This window comes from Colwellia sp. KS18-150, assembly GCF_057551365.1.
This window is the reverse complement of sequence record NZ_BAAJMC010000010.1, coordinates 82,920-106,746: the sequence shown is the minus strand read 5'-3', so window position 1 is coordinate 106,746 and position 23,827 is coordinate 82,920. Positions and strand designations below refer to the sequence as shown.

Sequence of the window (23,827 nt, the reverse complement as noted above, 5' to 3'; positions counted from 1 at the left end):
AGGAGGTACTATAAATGAATCTTAATATGACCTTAATTGGTGAATTAATTGCATTTATCGTATTTGTAATATTCTGTATGAAGTATGTTTGGCCACCAATTATTGGTGCCATCGAAGCCCGTCAAGCAACTATTGCTGATGGACTTGCTGCTACAGACCGTGCTGCGAAAGATCTTGAGTTAGCTCAAGAGAAAGCCAAAGCTCAACTAAAAGAAGCTAAATCTCAAGCTGCGTCTATTGTAGATGCTGCTAAAAAGCATGAAGCTAAAATTGTTGAAGAAGCTGCTGGTAAAGCACAAGCTGAGAAAGAAAAAATCTTAGCTTCAGGTCACGCAGAAATCGAAACTGAACGTAACCGTGCTAAAGAAGAACTACGCCAACAAGTGGCTGTTCTTGCTGTAGCGGGTGCCGAGAAAATTCTTGAGCGTTCAATAGATGCTGCTGATCACAGTGACATCTTAGACAAACTCGTCGCTGAGCTTTAAGGGGAGTACGCGTATGTCAGATTTGACAACTATCGCTCGTCCTTACGCTAAAGCTGCGTTTGATTTTGCTGTTGAAGCAAATGCTGTTGACAGTTGGTTAGAACAACTAACTTTTGCAGCACAAGTTTCACAAGACGACACAATCCAAACTTACCTTAATGGTGGTGTTTCGGTTGAGCAAGCGACAACATTATTTTTAAATGTTTGTGGTGAGCAAGTTGAAAGCAAAGGTCAAAACTTTTTAAAGTTATTGGCTGAAAATCATCGTTTGCTGGCGCTACCAGAAGTTTTAGAACAGTTTTGCGAATTAAAAGCAGACTATGAAAAAACGGTAAATGTTGATGTTACTTCTGCTATTAAATTAAAAGCAGCTGAAACTAAAGCATTAAGCGCCGCGCTTGAAAAGCGCTTGGCACGTAAAGTAAAGCTCAATTGTAAAGTTAGCAAAAAGATCATCTCAGGTTTGATTATTCAAGCTGGAGACATGGTTATTGACGGTTCTGTACAAGGTAAATTGAACCGTTTATCGCAAACATTACAATCCTAGCACTGATTAAATAAGGGAACAGAGCATGCAACTGAATTCCACTGAAATCGCTGAACTGATCAAAAATCGTATTGAACAGTTTGACGTTGTCAGCGAAGCTCGCAACGAAGGTACTATCGTTTCTGTAACAGATGGTATCGTTCGTATCCATGGCCTTGCCGATGTAATGCAAGGTGAAATGATCGAACTTCCTGGCAGCCGTTTTGCTATCGCATTGAACTTAGACCGTGATTCGGTCGGCGCGGTAGTTATGGGTCCGTACGCGGATCTAGCTGAAGGACAAAAAGTAAAAGGTACTGGACGTATTTTAGAAGTACCAGTAGGTCGCGGTTTATTAGGCCGTGTAGTAAACACTTTAGGTGAACCAATTGATGGCAAAGGCCCAATTGACAACGATGGCTTCTCTCCTGTAGAAGTTGTTGCACCAGGTGTTATCGATCGTAAATCAGTTGACCAACCAGTACAAACTGGTATCAAATCAATTGATGCTATGATTCCAATTGGTCGTGGCCAACGTGAATTAATCATTGGTGACCGTCAAATCGGTAAATCAGCGATTGCACTTGATGCCATTATTAACCAAAAGAACACAGGTATTAAAAGTATTTATGTAGCGATTGGCCAAAAAGCCTCTACTGTTGCAAACGTTGTACGTAGCTTAGAAGAGCACGGCGCGTTATCAAATACTATTGTTGTTGTTGCCTCAGCTTCTGAAGCTGCTGCACTACAATACCTAGCTCCATACGCTGGTTGTTCAATGGGTGAATACTTCCGTGACCGCGGTGAAGATGCGTTGATCGTATATGATGATTTGTCTAAGCAAGCTGTTGCTTACCGTCAAATTTCATTACTACTACGTCGTCCACCAGGTCGTGAAGCTTACCCAGGTGACGTTTTCTATCTTCACAGTCGTTTATTAGAACGTGCTGCTCGTGTAAACGAAGCATACGTTGAAAAATTCACTAACGGTGAAGTAAAAGGTAAAACTGGTTCTTTAACTGCCTTACCTATTATTGAAACACAAGCGGGTGATGTATCTGCATTCGTACCAACGAACGTAATCTCAATTACTGATGGTCAAATTTTCCTAGAGTCTGATTTATTCAACTCAGGTATTCGTCCTGCGGTAAATGCTGGTTTATCAGTATCTCGTGTTGGTGGTGCAGCGCAAACGAAAATCATCAAGAAACTTGGTGGTGGTATTCGTTTAGCACTTGCTCAATACCGTGAATTAGCAGCATTTGCTCAATTTGCCTCAGATTTAGATGACGCAACTCGCGCTCAATTAGAGCATGGTCAGCGTGTAACTGAATTGATGAAGCAAAAGCAATACAGCCCACTATCAGTAGCTGAAACTGCCGTATCATTATTTGCTGCGGAAAAAGGTTTCTTAAACGACGTTGCTATTAACAAAGTTAATGACTTTGAAGACGCGTTACAAGCCTACATGAATAGTGATCAAGCTGAGCTTATGGCTACTATTAACGAATCAGGTAACTACGATAAAGACATCGAAGCAGGTTTGACGAAAGCACTTGAAACTTTCAAGTCTACGCAAACTTGGTAAGACGTTTTTAATTAAGTAATCTTTTCGGAGAAGAGTCATGGCCGTTGGTAAAGAAATAAAAACCAAGATTGCGAGTGTTCAAAACACTCAAAAGATCACAAACGCTATGGAAATGGTTGCCGCTTCTAAAATGCGCAAAGCGCAAGAAGGTATGGCAGCCTCTCGTCCATATGCGACAAATATACGTAACGTGATCGGTCATATTGCGCTTGGTAACTTGGAATATCGTCATCCATATATGGAAGAACGTCCAGTTAAGCGCGTTGGCTATATTGTTGTATCGACAGACCGTGGTTTGTGTGGTGGTTTAAATATTAACTTATTTAAACAAGTGCTAGCTGATGCTGCTAAATGGCAGGGTCAAGAAGCTGAAGTTGAATTTGCGGTAGTGGGCTCTAAAGCTACTTCGTTCTTCAACAACATGGGCGCTAAAGTATCTGCACAAATATCTGGTTTAGGCGATAACCCGTCACTTACTGACTTAGTTGGTAGTGTACAGGTTATGCTTAAAGCTTATGATGACGGTGAAATTGATAAGTTGTTCATTGTATATAACAAGTTTGTTAATACTATGACACAAGCACCAACAATCGATCAGTTATTACCTTTACCTAAATCTGACGATGAAGAAATTAAACATCGTTGGGATTACATATACGAACCAGATGCTAACGTATTGTTAGATCAATTATTGGTTCGTTATGTTGAATCGCAAGTATACCAAGGTGTGGTTGAAAACCTAGCCTGTGAACAAGCTGCCCGTATGGTAGCCATGAAAGCTGCAACAGATAATGCTGGCGAGCTGATTGATGATTTACAACTGGTATACAACAAAGCGCGTCAAGCGGCAATCACTCAAGAATTGGGTGAAATTGTTGCTGGTGCAGCTGCGGTTGGTTAAAGAGTAACTAGCTTTACTTTATAAGTGAAGCAGATAACGTTTTCGTAATTTAACGACAAGCTAGTCTCGCAAAGCGATGGTTAGCTTAAATTAAGAGGAATAAACATGAGTACAGGTAAAGTCGTCCAAATCATTGGCGCAGTTGTGGATGTTGAATTTCCACAAGATGCCGTACCTCAGGTATATGACGCATTAAATGTAACCGAAGGTGACCTTGAAGGTTTAGTACTAGAAGTACAGCAGCAGCTTGGTGGCGGCGTTGTACGTACTATTGCAATGGGTACCTCAGACGGTTTGCGTCGTGGTCTGAATGTAGTAAATACAGGTAATAATATTCAAGTTCCTGTTGGTGTTGAGACTTTAGGTCGCATCATGAACGTACTTGGTGAGCCTATCGATGAAGCGGGCCCAATTGGCGAAAAAGACCGTTGGTCTATTCACCGTGAAGCACCAGCTTACGCAGAACAAGCCATGTCTAACGAATTGTTAGAAACAGGTATCAAAGTAATCGATCTAGTTTGTCCATTCGCTAAGGGTGGTAAAGTTGGTTTATTCGGTGGTGCTGGTGTTGGTAAAACCGTAAACATGATGGAACTTATCCGTAACATCGCAATCGAGCACAGTGGTTACTCAGTATTTGCTGGTGTTGGTGAGCGTACACGTGAAGGTAACGATTTCTATCACGAAATGAACGATTCTAACGTACTTGATAAAGTATCGTTAGTATACGGTCAGATGAACGAGCCTCCAGGAAACCGTTTACGTGTTGCCATGACAGGTTTGACTATGGCAGAAAAATTCCGTGACGAAGGTCGTGACGTATTATTCTTCGTAGATAACATCTATCGTTATACACTTGCAGGTACTGAAGTATCAGCACTTCTTGGTCGTATGCCATCAGCGGTTGGTTATCAACCAACACTTGCTGAAGAAATGGGTGTATTACAAGAGCGTATTACTTCAACTAACAAGGGTTCAATCACTTCAATCCAAGCGGTATACGTACCTGCGGATGATTTGACCGATCCAAGCCCAGCAACTACCTTTGCTCACTTAGATGCAACGGTTGTACTTTCTCGTTCTATTGCTGAGCTAGGTATATACCCAGCGATTGACCCATTAGATTCAACTTCTCGTCAGTTAGACCCATTAGTGGTTGGTGCTGAGCATTATGAAGTAGCTCGTGGCGTACAATCAGTATTACAACGTTACAAAGAACTTAAAGATATCATCGCCATCTTAGGTATGGATGAGTTATCTGAAGAAGATAAGCAAACAGTATCTCGCGCACGTAAGATACAACGTTACTTATCTCAGCCGTTCTTCGTTGCTGAAGTATTTACCGGTTCTCCAGGTAAGTATGTATCATTAAAAGACACCATCTCAGGCTTTAAAGGCATTTTAGCTGGTGAATATGATGATATGCCTGAGCAAGCATTCTACATGGTTGGTTCTATTGAAGAAGCCGTAGAGAAAGCTAACAAGATGTAATCATCGGGTAGGCGCTTAAACTTTTAAGTGCTTACCGTATAAGAGGTCGAGTCAAATGGCATTATTTACTGTAAATCTAAATGTTGTTAGTGCACACGAAAGTTTATTTTCGGGTAGTATTAAATCATTACAGATCACAGGTAGTGAAGGTGAGCTAGGTATTATGCCTGGTCATGCACCTTTATTGACCTCACTAAAACCTGGTATGGCATTAATCACTAAAGAAGATGATAGCGAAGAAGTTATTTATCTTTCAGGTGGTATGTTAGAAGTTCAACCTAATCAAGTTATTGTACTTGCTGATGTAGCTTGTCGTGCTGATGAATTGAACGAAGAAGCTGCTTTAGAAGCGAAACAACGTGCAGAAGAAAATATGAGTGGTAATACCGCTGATGTTGACTATGCCGCTGTTGCTGAAGAGTTAGCTCGTGCTGTAGCACAATTACGTGTTATTCAAGCGTCTAACAAAAAAGCTAATTAATTTCTGTCTTTAAGAAATTAATCAAGGTTTAGTGTATTAAAAAAAAGCCCTGTCACAAATATAGTGACAGGGCTTTTTTGTTGCTGAGTATATAGTTATTTACTAACACTATAACCCTTAGCGTCTAAGCAAACAGCACGGGCTTTATTATAATTTTCTAATTCATCATTAGATAACTGTTGAACTTGTGTTGCTTGTTGCTTTGCAGCTGCTTGTGCCTCAGCCTGTTGTTCTGCCGCTTGCGCTGCAGCTTTCCTACTTTGTCTTCTACCTGCAATCGCACCGACAGCAGCTCCTTTAGCAGCGCCATTACTAGCATCATTATCTCCAATTTCAGCGATAATAGCCCCGGCAGCAGCACCACCAATGGCTCCTCTCATACCTGATCCTGGTTTTGGACCTTGCGGAGGTGGAGTAGTAGCCGTTGAAGGGGGCTGTGTACTTACCTCTTGGGTTTTAGTTGGATCGACACCTGTTTGGGTGACTGCCCAAGAATGACAGCTATATTCATCTTGTTGCTGCTGCTCTATGCTTTGCCCATTTTGTGGGAAAACGAACTGCTGTGCTTGTACATTGGCGATGAACAATGATGTAACTAATACCAGTAGACTCTTTGTTGATGAAGTTAACATGAAATATCTCCTTAATAATTGAATGTATCCAAATCGAATAAGCAAACTATAGTTATGAGTAGTTATGAAAACAAATGAAGAAATATCATGTTTGTTATGCGTTTGGTGCATTTATGTATGGGAGTTATAAACGACAAGGCTATGCACATAGTGCATAGATGTTATGCTTAATAGTCGCTTTAGTAATAAGTGAACAACCTATAAAGTAGCTGCAATGACGTGATGTAGAGGATTATATACCCTGCACATCAGCCTTAAATTAAATACACCATAGAAGGAAAGATAAAATGAAGAATATATTAATACTAATGATGCTATTAACTAGTGCTACCATTTCAGCTGAAACATTAAGTAAATCACAAAGTAACGAGATTGAATCATTACTAGCTGAATCAGCAAGTAAATTAATATACTTAGAACGTGATTGCGGGAAAGATATGGATGTAGATAAATTTAAAGAAATAGCAAAATTAAAAGCTTTTTCAGAAGGCTATACAACATTAAACGGAATTAGCTGGACTGATGTTAAGGAGCAGGCACATCAAGATTATGGTGTATTAAGAGCTGAAGCGCCGGCAGGTGAGTTATGCCATGCTTATGAAGAGCAGATTAAAGGAACTTATAGGTTTTTAAAAGCCAGTTAAGCTAACTAATAGTAAAATAAAAGAGCCTGGCGACAGGCTCTTTTAAGTATATGCATTACCAAGCAGATCCTGCTTGAATGTAAAAGACAGTGTCTTCGGGCCCTTTAGCAATATCAATACCCATATTAAAACCATAACGGCGAGCGATTAAGTATCTAAATCCAACCCCTTTACTTATACGACTGGCTGTAGAGCCTAACTCTGAAAATGTATTACTGGCTTTACCAAGACCTGCAAATATATTGGCAGCCCATCGTAGATTAAACTGATAAGTTAATTCTACTTCGCCCATGGCAACAGACTGACCTTGATAACGTGCAGCAGGAATACCTCTTAAACTGATAGAAGGAGTGGCATAAGGGGGTAATAAAGCATCTGAGTCAGCATAATTAACCTCAAATCTATACGCACTACGCCAGTGTTTACCATGTTCAAAATAGTGTAAGCCAGTTAATTCTGTTAATTGGTAATCAATATCAGAGCCGACACTTTCGTCGAACCAAAGGTAATTGAGTTGGTAGTCAATTCCTTGAGAAGGAGAAAATATATTGTTGCGCGAATCATACTCTAGGGTGAAACCTACACCTGACGTTGTTACATCAATAGTAAGCAATTTAGTCAATTCTTCTTGCCAGTTAGGAGGAAGATTGCCGACTAAATCGCTAAGTTTATGAGGAGATAATTCAGCGTTAATATATCGATGTGTTGGCCCTAGATAAAAATTACTTTGTGCAAGTTTAAATTTAACTGTCTGCATAACCATACTAGCTTTAGTTTTTAACTGCAGTGGCTTATTTAACGTTATATCTCCAAAACCGAAGAAGTCGAGGTTGATATCACCGTAACCGGCCCCGCCCATATAGCGGATTTTACCCTTGTTAAAAAAACCTAAATGGCCACCACCGGCAAAATAAGAGTCATTACCCGTGTAAGCACCTGCTAATGCAGAAACACTTGGCGGTAGTAGATGCTTAGCTGCATCTTCAGAAGTCCCCATTGCTTTAAGTCGCGCAGCTTTTTCTTGTTCGGTTTCATGAAAAAAAAGCCCCATTACTCCGAGACCACCATCAACAGCAGGATCAGTGATAATGATAGGTACAGGTAAAAAACCATATGCATTTTCAGATAAATATTTAGACGCATCCAACATGCCATCGAGTGGGTCGATAAACTGGCTGGCGCTAACGGTTATGGGATAAAAACAGAATTGAAATATGGCAACAGTGAAAAATCTTTTTATGGTGAACATCTAAATTTCCTAAAACCTATAAGTTGCTGAAGCAATGAAACTTTCTCTACTACCACCAAATCCTGCCTCGCTATGAAAAGACCAGCTTTTAGTGACATCCCAATTAAAACCAATCAAATAGTTATATTTATCAGCGTTTTCTTGGTTAATAACAAAATCTAATGTTGTTGTGTCACTGGCGGTTGGTACATCGGCAGTGTTAAAGCTAAGTTTGCCGCTAACATCAAGCTCAGCATCTAAGTAGGTGATACCAAAAAATGTCGATATTGTTCCCCATTCACCAGCATCTGCAGAGATACCAATGCGAGGTGAAATTTGTAATGCCTTAATCGTATCATCTAAAATATTAAGATCTGTCATTACGTATGTGACCGGAAGTGTGACAAAAAATCTATCCCATCCCATCGCTAAATTAAAGCCTAATGATAAGTTATTGCCTTTATATTCAGGATTAGCTATAGCGTTGAAAGAACGGTGACAAGCGTCTGGTTCAAATATTCCGCCATTGCATTCAACGCCGATAAATTCGAGTAAATCTTTTCCTTCTATAGCAATAGGAGCATCCGCTTCTCCTCGCATTTTCCCGTAAGTAACATAGAGGTTTAAAAAAGGAAACAACCAAACATCTGCTTTAATCTGCAGGTTGTTATTATGTGCTCTTGCACTACCAAACTGAACGAAATCAATTGCGACCATTTCAGAATCATTAATACCCACCTTTAAGTTTTTCAGCGTCAAATCTTGGCTAATGGTATTAGGGATAATAGCGATACCAAAGGTTTTGGGTAAATCAAAGCCTAAGTCCAATACTTCTTGAGCAAAAAAAGGTAATGCCCGAGGCCATATTTCCTTTTCTCCTTCCTTATTAAGTAATGCTTCGCCAATTTCTCTGCCTTGTAAAGAAGGGTACTGCTTGGTTACATTAATTATTTCTTCTAAAGAGCATTGGCATTTATCTTGTGCATCTTCAGTTTGTTTATTTTGTTCTTTAGTATGAGCGAAGGAGGTAGATAGAACTAAAAATATAGCAATATTAATAATGTGTTTAAATGCGCGTATAACTGAAAACATATTTATATCCTTATATTGCACAGACTAAAAGTTTTGCTTGATTACTTTGTCTTTAAGCCATTGGTGAGCTTTACTATTTTCTATTCTTTGGTGCTCAAGTAAATATAAATTAATGTTGTTTATTTCGGTTTGCTCAAAGCTATAAATAACATCAAAATTATCTTGGTATTCTTTAGTATTTAAAAAGAAGTGAGGAGCAATTAATAAATGGTCAGTACTTTTTAACACTTGGGTTAATATGCTTAGTTGGCTACTTTTTAGGTGAATATCTCGTTTAAAGCCTTGCTTAGAAAGTAAAATATCAATTGGGTTGGTAAATAATATATTTGTGTCATTTTCAATATGCAAATCAAGGTAACTATAATTAAAGCAATCTTGTAACTCGACTTTTTTACTATTAGATAAAGGGTGTCCTTTTCTAGCATAAATAACTGGGGTAACCACGCCTAAATGTATGGAATTAAAGCTATTATCTGAAGAGGCTTCGACATGTATTGCAAAGTCTAAACTACCTGATTCTAAATATGAATATGGGTTGATCTTAGCCGGGTGCTCAGTAAGTTTTATCTTTGGCGCTTCATTTTCTAATTGCTGTAATAAAGGCAATAGAAAGGCATGGCTCATTAAAGCAGGCACGGATAGATTAAAATGCTGCTGACAACTTGCTGGATCAAACTCATCATCTTGAAATACTGACTCTAATTTTTGAATTAAATCTGGCAATAAGGCTTCAATATTTTGAGCTTTGACTGTTGGAATAATGCCTGTAGCTGTTCTATGAAAAAGCGGGTCATCAAATAAATCACGTAGTCGCTGCAGGGTACGACTCATAGCTGACTGCGAAAGATATAATCTCTCTGCAGCGCGACTAACGCTTTTTTCCTTTAGCAGCACACTCAGTGAAACAAGGAGATTTAAATCAACTCTAGAAAGCTTTTGCTCTGATATTTGCATTAAATGACTCGCTATGTGTTTAGGTCATATTGATAATAACGAATAAGAAACTAAATGCATAACCTTATTAATATTAGACAAATTAATATCCTTTAAACTCTTCTCCAGGCTTAATATTTCTATATTTTGCCATACTTGTTTTCAGGGCGACTATTTTTTTCATAATAGGCTCCATTACCCAGCCGTGCGTATAACCTTTGTTTCCCCATAATTCATAAGCTTCTTTTGGATCGTTTTTAATATCAAATAATTGTGGGAAGGTGAATCTCTTAATAACCGGTGAGTGTGTAGATTCTGTGGCCATAAAGTGCATTTTCATATTTCGCCATTTTACTGCGAATAGATCATCACCTACAAAAACGATGAAATGTTCACGGTTGGATGTTTTTTGTTTTCCTAAGAAAAAGTTCTTTTGGTTTATACCGTCAATAGGCCTATCTGAGGGAACTAGATTATCAGCGTTAGCAAAGCTTGCAATAGTGGTATACATATCTATATCGCCAATGATTTCGTCAGAAACGCGTCCTGCAGTTATTTTCTCAGGATATCTAATCATAGCTGGCGTTCGAAGGCCACCTTCATAGGCGGTACTTAACCCACCACGCCATGGACCATTAGAGCCGCCGCCACCATCTTCACCTGAAGCTAGCGATGAACCCTGTGGAAAATTACCTGCGCCATTATCACCAGTTAAAATAACCAGAGTATTATCTGCGATACCGGCTTTATCTATTGCTGATAAAATTTGGCCTATATTGTGGTCCACTTCCATTTGCGTATCAGCATAAATACCTGCTTTAGATTTGTTATCAAAATCAGGATGTACAGTAAAAGGAGGGTGAAAATGAGTAAAAGCAATATAACTAAAAAAAGTGTTGCCAGACTTTGCTTGTTTTTTGATGTTTGCAATAGCTCTTTCGGTTATTTCATTATCAAGGGTTACTTTGGCTGGAATATCGAAAACTTTCACCTTTTTTGCATCACTACCTTTTATTCCCTCATAAATATAGGGGGTTGTAGCTACTGTTGGGTCCCATTGAGGAGTGGCAGTATAACCGGCTGCATTAGTACCTTCTTGTGTACCCCAAAAGTAATCATAACCTTGATAATTAGGAAGCTTTTTAATATTGGCGCCTATATGCCACTTACCAAAGAGTGATGTGTGATAACCCGCATCAGATAAAAGTTCAGGTAGTGTATATTCCCAATATGCCATGCCATCAGGCTCACCAGGTGCAGGTACTTTTTGATTGCCTGTTCGTATAGGTAGTCGACCTGTGTGTAAGGCAGAACGTGTTGGAGTACACTGATTTTGTACATTAAAATTTGTTAGTCGCAAACCTTGTTGTGCAAATTCATCTATGTTCGGGGTTTGTATTGTACTGCCTTGAATGCTTAAGTCTCCCCAGCCCCAGTTGTCCACCAAAATATAAACGATATTAGGTTTGCTACTTGCGTAGGATGAAAATGAGCACAGCGTAACAATAATAAATATAACTCTGTAAAGGTTGTTCATTTTAAATCCTTTCTAATGTAATCAATCGGTAGATGTAACTCATCTTATCTACATTCTTAAATAAACAGAAGAAAAACAAAACATGCCTAGTTGCTCAATATCAATTCATTTATAAAGATATGTGTTTTGTGCATATATTAAATGAATTTAAGTTGTTTGAATGCATAATGTTGTGAGGATATTATTATTCCAACAAATAAATACACAGTAATCAAAGCAGAGGTAATGATGAAAAATTCAATAAATAATACCGTAAAAACAATAGCTAAATTAATTATTATTCCAGTCACATTAATTCTTGGTGCGTGTTCTACAACTTACACACCGGAAACCGATCAAAGTAATAGTTATGACTTTGCTGCAGTAAACAGTTATTACGTTGTTGGAGATGAACAATTAAAAAACCCAATGTTCAGTGATATTGATAGAAAGCGTTTAGAAACGGCAATTGATAGCCAAATGCAACAAAAAGGTAAAGTAGAAGTATCAGAAAACAAAGCCGATATACTGATTAGCTACTTCATTGTCACTAAGGATAAAGTTAAAGTAAACACTCACTATAGTGGTGGCTATTATGGAAGTGGATGCTACCGTTGTGGCTATGGGTATGGCGGTGGAGTAAGCCATGTTAGCACTAGAGATTATATCGAAGGTACCTTGGTGATGGATATTATTGATAATGATACTAAACAAAGCGTTTATAGAAGCGTATTAACTAAGCCAATGAAGTCTTTTGATACCGTACAAGAACGTGAAGAGGCGTTAAACAAAGTCGTAACCGATATGATTAAACCGTTACCGTTAAGTTAACAAATGAGTCAATTGTATGGCTCGAATTGGACGAAAACCACTGAGAACAAAACGTGGTTTGATAAAGCTTGGGTGCCAAGTGACTTTGAACTAATTAAGTAATAAGCTAAATCAACTGTAAAAAATATACCCCAGTAAGTTATGCTTATTGGGGTATATTGTTTTAGTCATTTTTAAATAAATACTTAATAAATAACAAACTGAAAGCAAAAGGAAAGAGAATGAAAAGAAATATATTCATAGCGCTTATTATTGCTAACACAACCAGTATCGCTGCAAATGCTGATGATTGGTCATTTGAAGTAGAGCCGTACCTCATGGCAACGAGTATAGTTGGCGATGCGAGCATTGGTCGAGTATCAGGAGCCGATGTTGATGTTGATTTTAAAACCATATTAGACAACTTAGATATGGCAGCCATGGTTCATTTTGAAGCACACCATAAAAGTGGCTGGGGTCTTGCAATGGACTATGGGTTTATGGATTTAAGTCAGAAACATACCAATAACCGTGATGGATTCTTAAAGGTAGGACTTAGGCAGGGGGTTTTAGAAACTCTTGGTCTATATCGAGTTAAATATGGACATTCGAAAGTCGATTATTTTGCAGGTGTTCGTTGGTGGGACAATGATATGAGTTTGACTTTAGATCCTGCCGTTGTTTCCGGTAGTACGGATATTAAAGTGAAAGAAGACTGGGTTGATGTTGTGGCGGGCGTTCGGTGGAATAGCAAAATTAATCGCCAATGGAATTTTATTACTCGGGCTGATATTGGTGGCTTTGGTTTAAGCGCTGATTTTACTTCAACACTCGAGGCAGGATTCACTTATAAAATTAGTAAGCTAATGACCTTAGACATGAAATACAAAGCTTCTTGGGTTGATTATGAAAATGATGAAGAGGCAGGCGAGGTGGGACATTTTATTTATGACACCATTACTCACGGGCCAATTATAGGGTTAAATTTTACTTTTTAACCAGCGCCATTTGAAATAGAGTTGTAGCTAACTCTAGTATACAACTCTATTTCTCCCAGCACTTTTTGCTTTATATAAGTTTACATCGGCTTGTTTAATTATTTTTTCTATATCGATTTGCTCACCTACAAAGCTAGATATACCGATACTAATGCTCATATTTAATTCGATATTATTGAAAATAGCAGGTGTTTGTTGGATATGTTTACATAGGTTTTTAGCTATTTCTTTAGCTTTTTGTAGATCAGTATTGGTTAATGCTACTAAGAACTCTTCACCACCCCAACGGGCAATTAAATCGGTTCTCCTTATCTTTTGTTTAATACTGCTACTGATATGCACTAGTGCTAGATCACCAATATCATGCCCATAAAGATCATTTACATCTTTAAATTTATCTATATCGATGAGCATTACCACAACTAATTCACCAGTATATCCTTCTCTTCTATCAATGCTTTGTAGCGCTTCTTTTATAAATCGTCGATTACCAAGCCCGGTTAATTCGTCGGTTAAACTGGCTTTTTGAAGCGCTTTTCTTGCTTGGTTTAGTGATTGAACTAATAACTCTTCGGCGTAGATGATAATGAAAACAAAAATATTTAAGAGAATAAAAGTAAATATAAAGCGGGTTTGTTGTGTGTAGGTGTAATCGGCAATTACCACATCTAAAGGGTTAAGCATAAAGATGAGCGTTGCAAAAAAGACTAATAACATATTGAGGGTGATGCCAATTTTAGCACCATAAAACATGTATAAAATAATACTAAGGGGATAACACCATAAAGCGCCGGTCTCATTTAAACCGCCGCCTATCATTAAATATAAAGCGAGCAATACAATGGTAAATACCAATAACTCTTTAATGAAAGGGATTTGCTTATTGCGCTTTTCTAAAATAAGTACAATTAAACATAAAGCAAAAACAATCAGTAATACAAAGCTGCGTTCTATGTTGCCAGCTAACCATGAAGAAAAAGCCATTGTTGGTAAAATTATGACAGCAAATAAAAGCACTAAAAGTATGCAGTGGTGGCTTTTATGGCTCAATAACGAAGAAATATTGTCTTCATTTAGAAGCAATGAAAATAGATGCTTTTGAAAACGCCTAAACCAGGCAGTTATAGTCGACACAAAAGCCCTCGAAGCGTAAAGAATGTACTATTAAAGTAGAACAAAAGGATAATTAGATCAATTAATCAACCAAAGTGTTATGCGCCTTTATTATAATCATTACTTTTTACATTCAGCCTTTAATATGTTGACTCGCTTACAATTAATGCTAAATTTAATAGGTGTCTATTTTTACAACTTTAATACAGGGATAAACAAATGACTATAAAACATTTGGCGTTAGCAGTTGTTACTTCAAGCTTTTTGCTTGGTTGCGCTACGGGAAATACTCCAGCGGCTAAAAAAGCCAATGCCCAAAAAGAAACGGCTGCCGCTTTACAGCAAATATATGATGATCACCCAGCAGCAAAAAACAAAATACCAAAAAGCTTGGCTTATTTAGTTTGCACCGGTAGTGATAGCTATTTATTTGCAGCCTCTACAGGTGGTGGTGTTTGTGTATTAAAGGGGGGAGGGAAAACTGATTATTACCGCTTTGCTTCTCTTGGTGTCGGAGCAGGAATTGGCTTTAAAAAAGTAGCTTTTGTTTATGCATATAATGATGCTAAAGCACTTCGTCGCTTTAAAGAAGAAGGCTGGGATGCTGGAGCACGCGCAGAAGCAAGTGCCAAGCATGAAGAAGAAGGTGGGCAAGCAGCCGCGAATACATCCTATGATGTTGAAGGAGTTACTATCTATCAATCTGCTTTATGGGGAGCTGCGGCACAAGCGACGGTTCAAGGTTATAAATTTTGGCCAACAGACTTCACTGATGATGTGATGCAAAATTCTGAGTAAATTATTAACCGCCATGCATTAAACATGGTGGTTAAGTCGTCCTATTTAGTGGGGTTTAAAAAGAATGAATACAATTTACGTTAGGTCTTTGTTCATTCTTTTTGTTTTTTTGTTAGCACCTAAAGTGTTAGCACAAAAGGAGCCTGTCATTAATATTGCTAAGACGAAAGAAGTCACAAATAACATACTTATCAATCATGTTACTTTAGTTGATCCAGATGGCGACAAAAAGAACATTGTTGCCAATATTTTAATTAAAAATAGCTTATTAGAATTGATCTCTCAGGATGATCTTGAAGATGAATCAATTACTCAAGTCATTGACGCACAAGAAGGCGTTTTACTCGGTACTCTAGAGCCAGGTAAAGCGCCTAATTTTTTAGTGTTAAGTAAAAACCCACATAAAGACTTTAACGTTTTGCTAGACACGAAAAAGTACGCTGTTCTAGCAATACATGAAGGTAAAGTTGTTAAAAATACAATTAAAATAGCCTCCGTCGCCATCCCTTTAGCTAGAGAGAAATCAAAGCCTAAGCCTAAACGTGCTGCTTGGCTCGCCTACTCACCACCTTCTTTTATCTTGCCTTCAAGCTATAAAAATAAACAATGGAACTTTTATAAAAATAAGCATTTTTCAACACTATTTACTGGCGTGGTCGCATTTGATCGGCAAAAATGGCTTAATCAAGATAGTCATAGCCGAGTACAAGTAGGTGATTTGTCTGAGTACGATGGTAGTGAGATACGTGCATTTCGTTTTGGTATTGCAGGAACACTGAACGACTTTGAAAAGCCTTGGGTTTATAGCATAAGTGCAGCAACAGCAACTTTTGATAAAGGATATGACTCTGATGAGACCGATAGTTTAAACTTCCTTGATTGGCGCTTAGATATTCCTATTTTTTCAAACAGTACCTTAAGTATTGGCAAACAAAAAGAGCCGATATCAATGGAGCGATTAATGACATTGGTGCACGTACCCATGCAAGAGAGAAGTGTTGGGGCAGACACTCTACTTCCCTCTAGAAATATTGGCATGGTTTTCAGCACACAAGCATTTGATCAGCGATTTACTGTCGCCGGTGGTGTTTTTAATAATTGGTTAGATACAGATAATAATTTTGGTGATAATGCCACACAAGTTATCGGTAGGACTACTTGGCTACCCTATTTAACTGAAGATGAACATGAGTTAGTGCATTTAGGCTTTGGTTTGCGCTATTCAAATACTCAAGCAGAATTAGCCTATTCATCTTCACCTGAATTTAATAATTCACCAGATTTTATCGATTCAGGTAATATTAGTGCCAATGACAGCTTAACCTATAATTTGGAGGCCTCGTGGCGGAAAGGCCCATTGTGGCTATCAAGTGAGTATATACAATCAAATATAGACTCAACTGAGCAGGGTAATCCAACATTATCAGGATATTACCTTAGCGCTGCTCTTTCACTAACGGGTGAAATGCGTAGTTATAATAAGCGCAATGGCACTTTTGCTCCGCTAGCCGTTTCTCAATCTGTAGAGCAAGGCGGTATTGGTGCGTGGGAGTTAACGAGTCGTTGGTCTGAGTTTGATGGTAATAATGCCGCACTATCCAGTGGTGAAACAGGTATATTTTCATTGGGTTTATTTTGGTGGTTAAATCCTAAATTTAATATCAGTGCTAACTATCGTTGGATAAACTTAGAGCGTTGCAGCCTTATTGTTAATACCTGCCAATTTGAGAATGAATATTTACAAGGCAAAAGTAGTGGTATTAACTTTCGCCTAATGCTTATGCTTTGATATGTATACTCGCGTAACCATCGTTTTTGATCTACCTAACCATTAGTCATTGAATTAACATCAGGTAACCTCAACTTTTAATGCACAATTTTTGCACATTGCTTTGATATGCTTAGTGAGTATTAAAATTAAACCATAATAGCTTTATTTGGAACTGTAGCGATTAAATGAAAATTCAAAATAAACTATTTTTGATCTTATTCGGCTTTAGCCTTTTTCTAGTGGGCTTTTTGGTTGTGCTTATGCAATGGAGCATAGACAAGGGCATGATCGAATACGTAAACACCAAAGAAATAGAAATGTTACAGCCCGTGGTGGTTGAGTTAGCGCAAGAATATGGCTACGAAAATAGCTGGCGAGGTATTAAGGGTAAACACAAGAAGTTTCGCCGTATAATTGATAAAACAATGTCTACAAGTGACTTTTCACCTTTATCTCTGCGGAATCCCCCTGCAAAACTTACTAGAGAAAATAATAAGCGACCACCACATGAAGGCCGGCCGCCTCCAAACACTAGGCCTCCACGAGAGAGTCGTCCACCACCAAGGGGGCATGATGCACATTTAGCGTTGCTTGATAGTAATGAAAACTTGGTTGTGGGTGATTACCCTAAAGCATTTGAATACAATAAAACCCCGATAAAAGCTAATAATGAAATAGTGGGTTTTTTAGCTGTCTCTATGCGTAACCGCTTAACTCAAGGGTATGAAGTTGACTTTATTAATCAACAACAAAACTATTTATGGTTAATTGCTCTCTCGTCGTTAGGTTTTGTTGCACTAGTAACATTTCCCCTAGCTCAACATGTTGTAAAGCCAATTAAGCTGATTACTCAAGGCATGCATGCATTAACTCAAGGGGATTATCTTCAATCTATCAACTTAAAAAGACGTGACGAGCTAGGACAATTAAGTCGAGATTATAATGAATTGGCATTAACGCTGGCGGAAAATGAAACAGCAAGGAAGCGTTGGTTGGCTAATATTTCTCACGAGCTGCGCACCCCTGTGGCTATTTTACGAGGAGAGTTAGAGGCCATGCTGGATGACGTTAGACCGCTAAGTAAAAATAATATCACTTCTGCAAATGATGAGGTCAAACACTTACAACGGCTGATTGATGATTTACATCAGTTAACTAGTGCCGATATCGGAGGTATGCATTACCGCAAGCAACAATATTGTTTAAGTGAGCTTATTCAGGGGGAATTAGATAAGTATCGAAGCTATTTATCTGACGCAGGTATTGCTCTTAGTGCCGATATTGATAGTAACAAAGTTAATATTTATGGTGATAAAACTCGTTTATGCCAATTGTTTGAAAATATTATTAATAACTCTGTTAAATACTCGAAAGCTACGGCGATGAATATTTCACTCACAATAGATGAAAGCAAGAGCAAATCTATTGCCGTAATTAAATTTGAGGATAATGGAATTGGTGTTGATAAAAAGCACCTAGATAACCTCTTTGAATACCTGTATCGAGTTGATGACTCTCGTAATCGTAAATATGGTGGCGCGGGTCTTGGATTATCTATTTGCCGTCAAATTGTTAATGCTCACCAAGGTGAAATTTCGGCGCAGAAAGCAAGTTTGGGTGGCTTAGCTATTATTATAACGCTTCCGATCAGTTAAACACTTGAGTAACACATATTGAAAATGATGAGAATTTGAAAATTATGATAAACACTATTTTGGTTGTCGAGGATGAAATTAAGTTAGCTAAGTTATTGGTAGATTACTTTACGCAGGCAGAATATGACACTCATATGATTCACCATGGCGATGAAGTTGTTGCCTGGGTGAAAACTCATCAGCCAACAGCTATTTTGCTCGATATCATGTTACCAGGTAAAAACGGCATCGAACTTTGCAAAGAAATTCGTCAATTTTCCAATGTTCCCATTTTAATGGTGACCGCTAAAGTGGATGAAATTGATAGATTATTAGGGTTAGAGTTAGGGGCAGATGATTATATTTGTAAACCCTTTAGCCCAAGAGAAGTTGTTGCTAGAGTGAATGCCGTACTTAGGCGAACTCAAACTACCGTAAATACTGTCGATGGATTGCAACTTGATGAACACCGTTTTACCGTAGCCTTTAATCACCAAGAAGTCTCTTTGACTTCAGTGGAGTTTCAACTGTTGAAACCGCTGGCGGACAAACCCGAGCGGATTTTTACCCGTGAACAGCTGATGCAGAATATGTATTCCGATCACCGTATTGTTAATTATCGAACTATAGATAGCCATATTAAAAAATTACGTAAAAAGCTGGCGGATATTAGTGAAGATAAAGACTGGATCCAGTCTGTATATGGCACAGGTTATAGGTTAGTTCTTTAATTTAACAATTTTTATTCACTTCCTCTTTTCTTGCACAATGTTTGCAATTTCTATTGTTATGCTCAGATGACTACTTTGATTAACGATAGGAATCACGATGAATACTCAATCAAAATTGATACTCGCACTTATATTATTGTTTGCGATAACAACTCAAGTTCAGGCCTATAAAAGGCCTCCTGGTGATGGCGAGCGCCCTGAGCGACCAAGCTTTTCGTCAATGGACAGTAACTCTGATGGTGAAGTTAGCTTTGAAGAGTTTTCATCACAAGAAATACCTTTTGGCGACTACCAAACTGTCTTTGATAGTATTGATGCCAATAGTGATGGCATCATAAGTGAAGAAGAATTTAGCAGCCATAAACCTCCTCGCCCACAAAGAGGTAAAAAAGATGATTAATTCTATAGATGCGGGCATGTCAATGCCACCACCAAGAGTAGAGCAAAGTTTAACGGATGAGCAGCAATCTTTGATCAGCGAAATTTTATCAGAGTTTGATGCGGATAATTTGAGTGAATCAGATGCAACAAGTATTGTTGAAGCATTTTCTCAAGCCGGAATACAGCCTGGAATAGCATTAGAAGGAGCTATGTCTGAGCTAGGCTTTAACGCTAAAAGTGTTGGTGAACTGGCTGGTGTTAGTGAGCAAGGAAATCGACCGCCTCCACCACCGGTACAAACATCTGAAGAAATTTCTACTATGGTTGAGTATTTAACTGAGCTGATGGAAGAAAAGTTTGCCGCTAGTAATAGTAATGAGCTTAGCGATGAAGATAAGCAGTCTATTTTACAGCAAGTTTTTGAAAAGTTTTCAATTGAAGAGAGTGATTCAATTATTGATATCAACGCATAATTGTTTATTCATTGAAACCACAAGCTAACTTTATAGTTAATTTTGAAGTTTGCAGGCTACATAGAAACAAAAAGCACTGATAAAATTTATCAGTGCTTTTCAATGTCACTACTTAAAGAATTGAGTAGATTTATTTTTTTAAGCGACGAGCAGCTAAACCAAACACACCTAATGCAAAAATAGCAATGGTTGATGGCTCAGGGATATCGTTATATTCAACAATTGAACCAATAGCAACGTTGTACTGAGGAGTACCATAGTCATTCCATTGGCCAGATGCATTCCAGTTCATTGCCGCAAAATCTTCACCACCTCTGTGGTCATTTGGTTCACCTGATGCCCAGTAATCAAAACTTAATACTTGACCGCTTTCTGGACCGTCTAACCAAACCCAAACGCCTTCATTGGCAGTATCGCTTGCGCCGATCCATGCTTGTGCGTTAGTTAATGTTTCAACAAAATCTTGCTCTTCTTGAGAAGTAATTGTTACTAAGTAACCAGACTCACCATTATGTGAACTAGCTAAAGCATTCGTTCTAGCGTCAAACTCATTAGTAGCTGTTGCAACAAACTCGTACCAATGACCATTACCACCATCAGCAATTTCCCATTGAATAGGTGTTGCGTTAGCAACATTGCTGAATAATAAAACTAAAACTAGGCTAAAAAATGATTTTTTCATCGAATATTTCCTACATCTATATTTGAAAGTTACTTGTATTTAGCAAAAGTCGGACCAGTTTTGGTAATTCGTTTATTTTCAACTGTTTATGGTGTCTTTCGGGAGGAGGTAAATAAAGGGCTGTAAAGTATTCTGACATTAAATCATTGTATTATATTCAATTGTTCTTACTTTATAAAAGCGGTTCCTTTAAACTTTTCACATTTGGTGCACATTGTTTGCACTGTCTTCTCATATGTTTACATTTCGAATAATAAACAACGAGACAAAAAATGAAATGTAATCCCTTATTGTTGTGTTCATTACTGTTAAGTAGCAGCCTATTAGTTGCTTGTGGTGGCTCTAATGAAAGTAGTGATGCCGCTGATGATACAACAGGCTCTGATAGTGATACCACAACTCCCACTTCTGCATCATTAGTCATTAATGAGGTTGTTGCTGATGCGGAGGATGATGGTAATGACTGGATTGAGCTTTATGCTGTAGAAGGCACAATAACATTAGCCGATTACACCATTGTAGATGATAGCAGTGATCATACGCCGCAAGCACTACCCGATATCTCTCTAGCACAAGGAGAGTTTATTGTTATTCAAGCTATAGATGAGGAAGATACGCCGCCTGAAGAGGGCTATTACGTTACCTTTAAATTAGGTAGTGATGATGCGGTCACCTTATACAAAGATGATGAGCAAGTTCATCAACTTGACTGGTTAGAGGGGGATGCTGATGAGGGGACAAGCTATGGCTTGTATCAAGATGGCACGGGCAGTGCGCAAACCTTATCACCGACACCAGGGGCAGAAAATGAAACTACCACATCGAATGTAGTTAGAGATCTGATTATCAATGAAGATGCTCCGATTCGTATCAATGAAGTGGTAGCAAAAGATAGTGAAGATGGTTATGACTGGATTGAGCTATATGTTAGTGGTTCCACGTCAGTCAATCTGAATGATTACACCATCGCTGATGACAATAACGAATTAATGAGTTTACCTGATGTAACACTTGCAGCAGGAGCGTTTTATCGTCTTTATGCCACCACAGACACACTTGAAAATGAGTCCTCAGTCGCGTTTAAGTTAGGTGCTAGTGATGAGGTAAGCCTGTATTTAGGTGATGATTTAGTTGACCAATTGAGTTGGAATAAAGGCCAAGCATTAATTGGCTACAGTTATGGCCGCTTTCCAGATGGTAGTGATGGTACTCAAACCCTTACTCCATCCCCACAGTTAACAAATGTCACGGCAATGCATGGTCCGTTAGTGATTAATGAAGTCGTCGCTAATGATATTGACGGCGGTGATGACTGGTTCGAATTATATAATAGTGGTGACGAGAATCTCTCTTTAGCTGATTATCAAGTGATAGATGAAAGCGATGATATCGAGCCAGCAACTTTACCCGATGTCACATTAGCCCCTGGTGAGTATATTGTTATTTTTGCTACCGATTCAGAGCTAAATGATTATTACGTACCTTTTAAACTAGGTAACACAGATGAGCTTAGCTTAATTCTTAATGATGAAACTGTTGATTACATAGATTGGGACGATAGTGATGTAAATACTGGCTTTAGCTATGGTTTAAGTACCCCAAGTAGCGATGAATATAGCTGGGCGAAAGACTTTTTAACACCAACCCAAGGTATTGAAAACGAACTTGCGACCGCGTTTAACCCAAGTATTGTTCGAAACTTAGCAATCGATATCAGCAGCGAAAATTGGCAAAGTATTTTAGCTAATTCAACTGATGAGGAGTATCACGAAGCAAGTATAACTTTTAATGGCGTCACCTTAGACAGTGTTGCCATTAGAACGAAAGGAGGCTCAAGTTTACGAGCGGTTGCTCAATCTACTAGTGATCGCTATAGCTTTAAAATAGATATCAATGAATATGTAGATGGCCAGAAGTTCTTTGGTTTGAAAAAGTTTACCTTACAAAATTCATACAACGACCCAAGCTATATGCGTGAAGCTATCGCCTATGATTTATTGAGAGAAATGGGTATAGCAGCTCCTGAGCATGCTTATGTCAATGTATATATCAATGGTGAATTATTTGGTTTTTATTTAATGGTGGAAGTCATTGATGGTGAGTTTTTAGAAAATCATTTTGCTAATTCAAATGGAGATCTTTATAAGCCCGATGGCACCGGAAGTGATCTGCAATGGATAAATGACAGTATCTCTAGTTATAGCGATATAAACCTACAAAATAATGAGGAAACTACCGATAACGGCGCTTTTATGAATTTTGTAGAACAAATGGATGATGGCTCTGAAGCGGTAATTGATGTTGATGCACTATTGAGGTACATGTCAGTCAGTGTTTCTTTATCCAATTTAGACAGCTATCACGGAACGTTAGCTCACAACTATTATATCTACGACCAAGACGGTGTCTTTACCTTATTACCTTGGGATTTTAATGAGTCTTTCGGTACCTTTAGCATGGGCTGTAGTGACGATATTCGTGGTTTATACATTGATGAACCTACTAGCGGCTCACTTGCCGATAGACCTATGGTCGCTAATGTTTTCGATAACCAAGACAATCTTGATACCTACCACAGCTATTTATGGCAATTGATCAATGGCGCTTTAACTGAAGATGCTTTTGCTGCAAGAGTTGCCGAAATTGCTGAAGTTATTGATGAACATGTGGAAAATGATCCTAGTGGTTTTTATGGTTATTCATACTATTTGCAAAACTTAGACAGCACAGTAGGGCAGTTCTACGGTTTGACATCATTTATGACCTATCGTGTTAACAATATGACACAGCAACTCAATGGTGCTCTGCCCTCTGCAGGTACTGGCCGTGGTTATTGTAATTAGAAACAAAACTAACTTGGTAAGCCATATAGCTTTGGCTTGCCAACTTAATTATCTATAAAACACCAATAAAAAGAAG

The 23,827-nt window shown here is 38.3% G+C and carries 23 protein-coding genes; 16 read left to right on the top strand and 7 right to left on the bottom strand.

The window, feature by feature from the left end; genetic code table 11:
• Positions 1 to 14: 14 nt before the first annotated feature.
• The 6 genes from atpF to AC27IF_RS13235 all read left to right on the top strand — a co-directional run bounded on the left by atpF (position 15) and on the right by AC27IF_RS13235 (position 5,472).
• Positions 15 to 485: a F0F1 ATP synthase subunit B gene (gene atpF / locus AC27IF_RS13260; protein WP_487054818.1), complete on the top strand. Its 471-nt coding sequence runs from the start codon at positions 15 to 17 to the stop codon at positions 483 to 485.
• Positions 486 to 498: 13 nt separating this feature from the next.
• Positions 499 to 1,032: a F0F1 ATP synthase subunit delta gene (atpH, locus tag AC27IF_RS13255; protein WP_487054817.1), complete on the top strand. Its 534-nt coding sequence runs from the start codon at positions 499 to 501 to the stop codon at positions 1,030 to 1,032.
• A 25-nt stretch (positions 1,033 to 1,057) separates the two neighbouring features.
• Positions 1,058 to 2,599 carry a F0F1 ATP synthase subunit alpha gene (atpA, locus tag AC27IF_RS13250; RefSeq protein WP_487054816.1) on the top strand — a complete coding sequence of 514 codons (1,542 nt, stop codon included), beginning with the start codon at positions 1,058 to 1,060 and terminating at the stop codon, positions 2,597 to 2,599.
• 37 nt (positions 2,600 to 2,636) lie between these two features.
• Positions 2,637 to 3,500 carry a F0F1 ATP synthase subunit gamma gene (gene atpG / locus AC27IF_RS13245; protein ID WP_487054815.1) on the top strand — a complete coding sequence of 288 codons (864 nt, stop codon included), beginning with the start codon at positions 2,637 to 2,639 and terminating at the stop codon, positions 3,498 to 3,500.
• Positions 3,501 to 3,605: 105 nt separating this feature from the next.
• On the top strand, positions 3,606 to 4,991 hold the full coding sequence (gene atpD / locus AC27IF_RS13240) for a F0F1 ATP synthase subunit beta (RefSeq protein WP_487054814.1): 1,386 nt from the start codon (positions 3,606 to 3,608) through the stop codon (positions 4,989 to 4,991).
• Between the two features lie 55 nt (positions 4,992 to 5,046).
• Positions 5,047 to 5,472: a F0F1 ATP synthase subunit epsilon gene (locus tag AC27IF_RS13235; RefSeq protein WP_487054813.1), complete on the top strand. Its 426-nt coding sequence runs from the start codon at positions 5,047 to 5,049 to the stop codon at positions 5,470 to 5,472.
• A gap of 95 nt (positions 5,473 to 5,567) precedes the next feature.
• Here the strand turns inward: AC27IF_RS13235 and AC27IF_RS13230 are convergent, their stop codons facing one another.
• A complete protein-coding gene (locus AC27IF_RS13230) occupies positions 5,568 to 6,104 on the bottom strand; it encodes a hypothetical protein (RefSeq protein ID WP_487054812.1) in 537 nt (178 codons plus the stop codon).
• Between the two features lie 287 nt (positions 6,105 to 6,391).
• Here AC27IF_RS13230 and AC27IF_RS13225 point away from each other — a divergent pair, with 287 nt between their 5' ends.
• Positions 6,392 to 6,748 (top strand): hypothetical protein, encoded by a 357-nt coding sequence (locus AC27IF_RS13225; protein WP_487054811.1) that lies wholly within the window; start codon positions 6,392 to 6,394, stop codon positions 6,746 to 6,748.
• Between the two features lie 55 nt (positions 6,749 to 6,803).
• Here AC27IF_RS13225 and AC27IF_RS13220 read toward each other — a convergent pair whose 3' ends face one another.
• The 4 genes from AC27IF_RS13220 to AC27IF_RS13205 all read right to left on the bottom strand — a co-directional run bounded on the left by AC27IF_RS13220 (position 6,804) and on the right by AC27IF_RS13205 (position 11,538).
• On the bottom strand, positions 6,804 to 7,997 hold the full coding sequence (locus tag AC27IF_RS13220) for a BamA/TamA family outer membrane protein (RefSeq protein ID WP_487054810.1): 1,194 nt from the start codon (positions 7,995 to 7,997) through the stop codon (positions 6,804 to 6,806).
• Between the two features lie 9 nt (positions 7,998 to 8,006).
• The gene (locus AC27IF_RS13215; protein WP_487054809.1) at positions 8,007 to 9,068 is read right to left on the bottom strand and encodes a hypothetical protein; all 1,062 of its coding nucleotides are present in this window, start codon (positions 9,066 to 9,068) and stop codon (positions 8,007 to 8,009) included.
• A 24-nt stretch (positions 9,069 to 9,092) separates the two neighbouring features.
• The gene (locus AC27IF_RS13210) at positions 9,093 to 10,022 is read right to left on the bottom strand and encodes a LysR family transcriptional regulator (RefSeq protein WP_487054808.1); all 930 of its coding nucleotides are present in this window, start codon (positions 10,020 to 10,022) and stop codon (positions 9,093 to 9,095) included.
• A gap of 82 nt (positions 10,023 to 10,104) precedes the next feature.
• Entirely contained in the window at positions 10,105 to 11,538 is a 1,434-nt protein-coding gene (locus AC27IF_RS13205; RefSeq protein WP_487054807.1) for a sulfatase-like hydrolase/transferase, read from the bottom strand.
• A gap of 225 nt (positions 11,539 to 11,763) precedes the next feature.
• On the opposite strand from AC27IF_RS13205, the gene AC27IF_RS13200 reads away from it, so the two are divergent.
• Together AC27IF_RS13200 and AC27IF_RS13195 are read left to right on the top strand one after the other, a co-directional pair.
• The gene (locus AC27IF_RS13200) at positions 11,764 to 12,348 is read left to right on the top strand and encodes a DUF4136 domain-containing protein (RefSeq protein WP_487054806.1); all 585 of its coding nucleotides are present in this window, start codon (positions 11,764 to 11,766) and stop codon (positions 12,346 to 12,348) included.
• A gap of 221 nt (positions 12,349 to 12,569) precedes the next feature.
• Positions 12,570 to 13,325, top strand: coding sequence for a hypothetical protein (locus tag AC27IF_RS13195; RefSeq protein ID WP_487054805.1), 756 nt, complete (start codon positions 12,570 to 12,572; stop codon positions 13,323 to 13,325).
• A 33-nt stretch (positions 13,326 to 13,358) separates the two neighbouring features.
• Here AC27IF_RS13195 and AC27IF_RS13190 read toward each other — a convergent pair whose 3' ends face one another.
• A complete protein-coding gene (locus tag AC27IF_RS13190; protein WP_487054804.1) occupies positions 13,359 to 14,459 on the bottom strand; it encodes a GGDEF domain-containing protein in 1,101 nt (366 codons plus the stop codon).
• Between the two features lie 198 nt (positions 14,460 to 14,657).
• Between AC27IF_RS13190 and AC27IF_RS13185 the strand changes: the two genes are divergently transcribed.
• From AC27IF_RS13185 to AC27IF_RS13160, 6 genes are all read left to right on the top strand, one after another.
• Positions 14,658 to 15,236, top strand: coding sequence for a lipid-binding SYLF domain-containing protein (locus AC27IF_RS13185; RefSeq protein ID WP_487054803.1), 579 nt, complete (start codon positions 14,658 to 14,660; stop codon positions 15,234 to 15,236).
• 124 nt (positions 15,237 to 15,360) lie between these two features.
• Complete coding sequence (locus AC27IF_RS13180) at positions 15,361 to 17,025, top strand: OprO/OprP family phosphate-selective porin (protein WP_487054802.1); 1,665 nt, start codon at positions 15,361 to 15,363, stop codon at positions 17,023 to 17,025.
• 167 nt (positions 17,026 to 17,192) lie between these two features.
• Positions 17,193 to 18,662, top strand: a complete 1,470-nt coding sequence (locus tag AC27IF_RS13175) for an ATP-binding protein (RefSeq protein WP_487054801.1) — start codon at positions 17,193 to 17,195, stop codon at positions 18,660 to 18,662.
• Positions 18,663 to 18,706: 44 nt separating this feature from the next.
• Entirely contained in the window at positions 18,707 to 19,372 is a 666-nt protein-coding gene (locus AC27IF_RS13170; protein ID WP_487054800.1) for a response regulator, read from the top strand.
• Between the two features lie 97 nt (positions 19,373 to 19,469).
• Positions 19,470 to 19,772: an EF-hand domain-containing protein gene (locus AC27IF_RS13165; RefSeq protein ID WP_487054799.1), complete on the top strand. Its 303-nt coding sequence runs from the start codon at positions 19,470 to 19,472 to the stop codon at positions 19,770 to 19,772.
• Positions 19,765 to 20,226, top strand: coding sequence for a hypothetical protein (locus AC27IF_RS13160; RefSeq protein ID WP_487054798.1), 462 nt, complete (start codon positions 19,765 to 19,767; stop codon positions 20,224 to 20,226). Before AC27IF_RS13165 ends, AC27IF_RS13160 begins: the two co-directional genes overlap by 8 nt.
• Positions 20,227 to 20,356: 130 nt before the next feature.
• Here the strand turns inward: AC27IF_RS13160 and AC27IF_RS13155 are convergent, their stop codons facing one another.
• On the bottom strand, positions 20,357 to 20,908 hold the full coding sequence (locus AC27IF_RS13155) for a lectin-like protein (protein ID WP_487054797.1): 552 nt from the start codon (positions 20,906 to 20,908) through the stop codon (positions 20,357 to 20,359).
• A gap of 272 nt (positions 20,909 to 21,180) precedes the next feature.
• Here AC27IF_RS13155 and AC27IF_RS13150 point away from each other — a divergent pair, with 272 nt between their 5' ends.
• A complete protein-coding gene (locus AC27IF_RS13150; RefSeq protein ID WP_487054796.1) occupies positions 21,181 to 23,751 on the top strand; it encodes a CotH kinase family protein in 2,571 nt (856 codons plus the stop codon).
• Positions 23,752 to 23,827: the final 76 nt, after the last annotated feature.

Bases quoted from the DNA above. Each gene is read 5' to 3' on its own strand.
- atpF (WP_487054818.1), top strand. From the start codon at position 15: ATGAATCTTAATATGACCTTAATTGGTGAATTAATTGCATTTATCGTA.
- atpH (WP_487054817.1), top strand. From the start codon at position 499: ATGTCAGATTTGACAACTATCGCTCGTCCTTACGCTAAAGCTGCGTTT.
- atpA (WP_487054816.1), top strand. From the start codon at position 1,058: ATGCAACTGAATTCCACTGAAATCGCTGAACTGATCAAAAATCGTATT.
- atpG (WP_487054815.1), top strand. From the start codon at position 2,637: ATGGCCGTTGGTAAAGAAATAAAAACCAAGATTGCGAGTGTTCAAAAC.
- atpD (WP_487054814.1), top strand. From the start codon at position 3,606: ATGAGTACAGGTAAAGTCGTCCAAATCATTGGCGCAGTTGTGGATGTT.
- AC27IF_RS13235 (WP_487054813.1), top strand. From the start codon at position 5,047: ATGGCATTATTTACTGTAAATCTAAATGTTGTTAGTGCACACGAAAGT.
- AC27IF_RS13230 (WP_487054812.1), bottom strand. From the start codon at position 6,104: ATGTTAACTTCATCAACAAAGAGTCTACTGGTATTAGTTACATCATTG.
- AC27IF_RS13225 (WP_487054811.1), top strand. From the start codon at position 6,392: ATGAAGAATATATTAATACTAATGATGCTATTAACTAGTGCTACCATT.
- AC27IF_RS13220 (WP_487054810.1), bottom strand. From the start codon at position 7,997: ATGTTCACCATAAAAAGATTTTTCACTGTTGCCATATTTCAATTCTGT.
- AC27IF_RS13215 (WP_487054809.1), bottom strand. From the start codon at position 9,068: ATGTTTTCAGTTATACGCGCATTTAAACACATTATTAATATTGCTATA.
- AC27IF_RS13210 (WP_487054808.1), bottom strand. From the start codon at position 10,022: ATGCAAATATCAGAGCAAAAGCTTTCTAGAGTTGATTTAAATCTCCTT.
- AC27IF_RS13205 (WP_487054807.1), bottom strand. From the start codon at position 11,538: ATGAACAACCTTTACAGAGTTATATTTATTATTGTTACGCTGTGCTCA.
- AC27IF_RS13200 (WP_487054806.1), top strand. From the start codon at position 11,764: ATGATGAAAAATTCAATAAATAATACCGTAAAAACAATAGCTAAATTA.
- AC27IF_RS13195 (WP_487054805.1), top strand. From the start codon at position 12,570: ATGAAAAGAAATATATTCATAGCGCTTATTATTGCTAACACAACCAGT.
- AC27IF_RS13185 (WP_487054803.1), top strand. From the start codon at position 14,658: ATGACTATAAAACATTTGGCGTTAGCAGTTGTTACTTCAAGCTTTTTG.
- AC27IF_RS13175 (WP_487054801.1), top strand. From the start codon at position 17,193: ATGAAAATTCAAAATAAACTATTTTTGATCTTATTCGGCTTTAGCCTT.
- AC27IF_RS13170 (WP_487054800.1), top strand. From the start codon at position 18,707: ATGATAAACACTATTTTGGTTGTCGAGGATGAAATTAAGTTAGCTAAG.
- AC27IF_RS13165 (WP_487054799.1), top strand. From the start codon at position 19,470: ATGAATACTCAATCAAAATTGATACTCGCACTTATATTATTGTTTGCG.
- AC27IF_RS13160 (WP_487054798.1), top strand. From the start codon at position 19,765: ATGATTAATTCTATAGATGCGGGCATGTCAATGCCACCACCAAGAGTA.
- AC27IF_RS13155 (WP_487054797.1), bottom strand. From the start codon at position 20,908: ATGAAAAAATCATTTTTTAGCCTAGTTTTAGTTTTATTATTCAGCAAT.
- AC27IF_RS13150 (WP_487054796.1), top strand. From the start codon at position 21,181: ATGAAATGTAATCCCTTATTGTTGTGTTCATTACTGTTAAGTAGCAGC.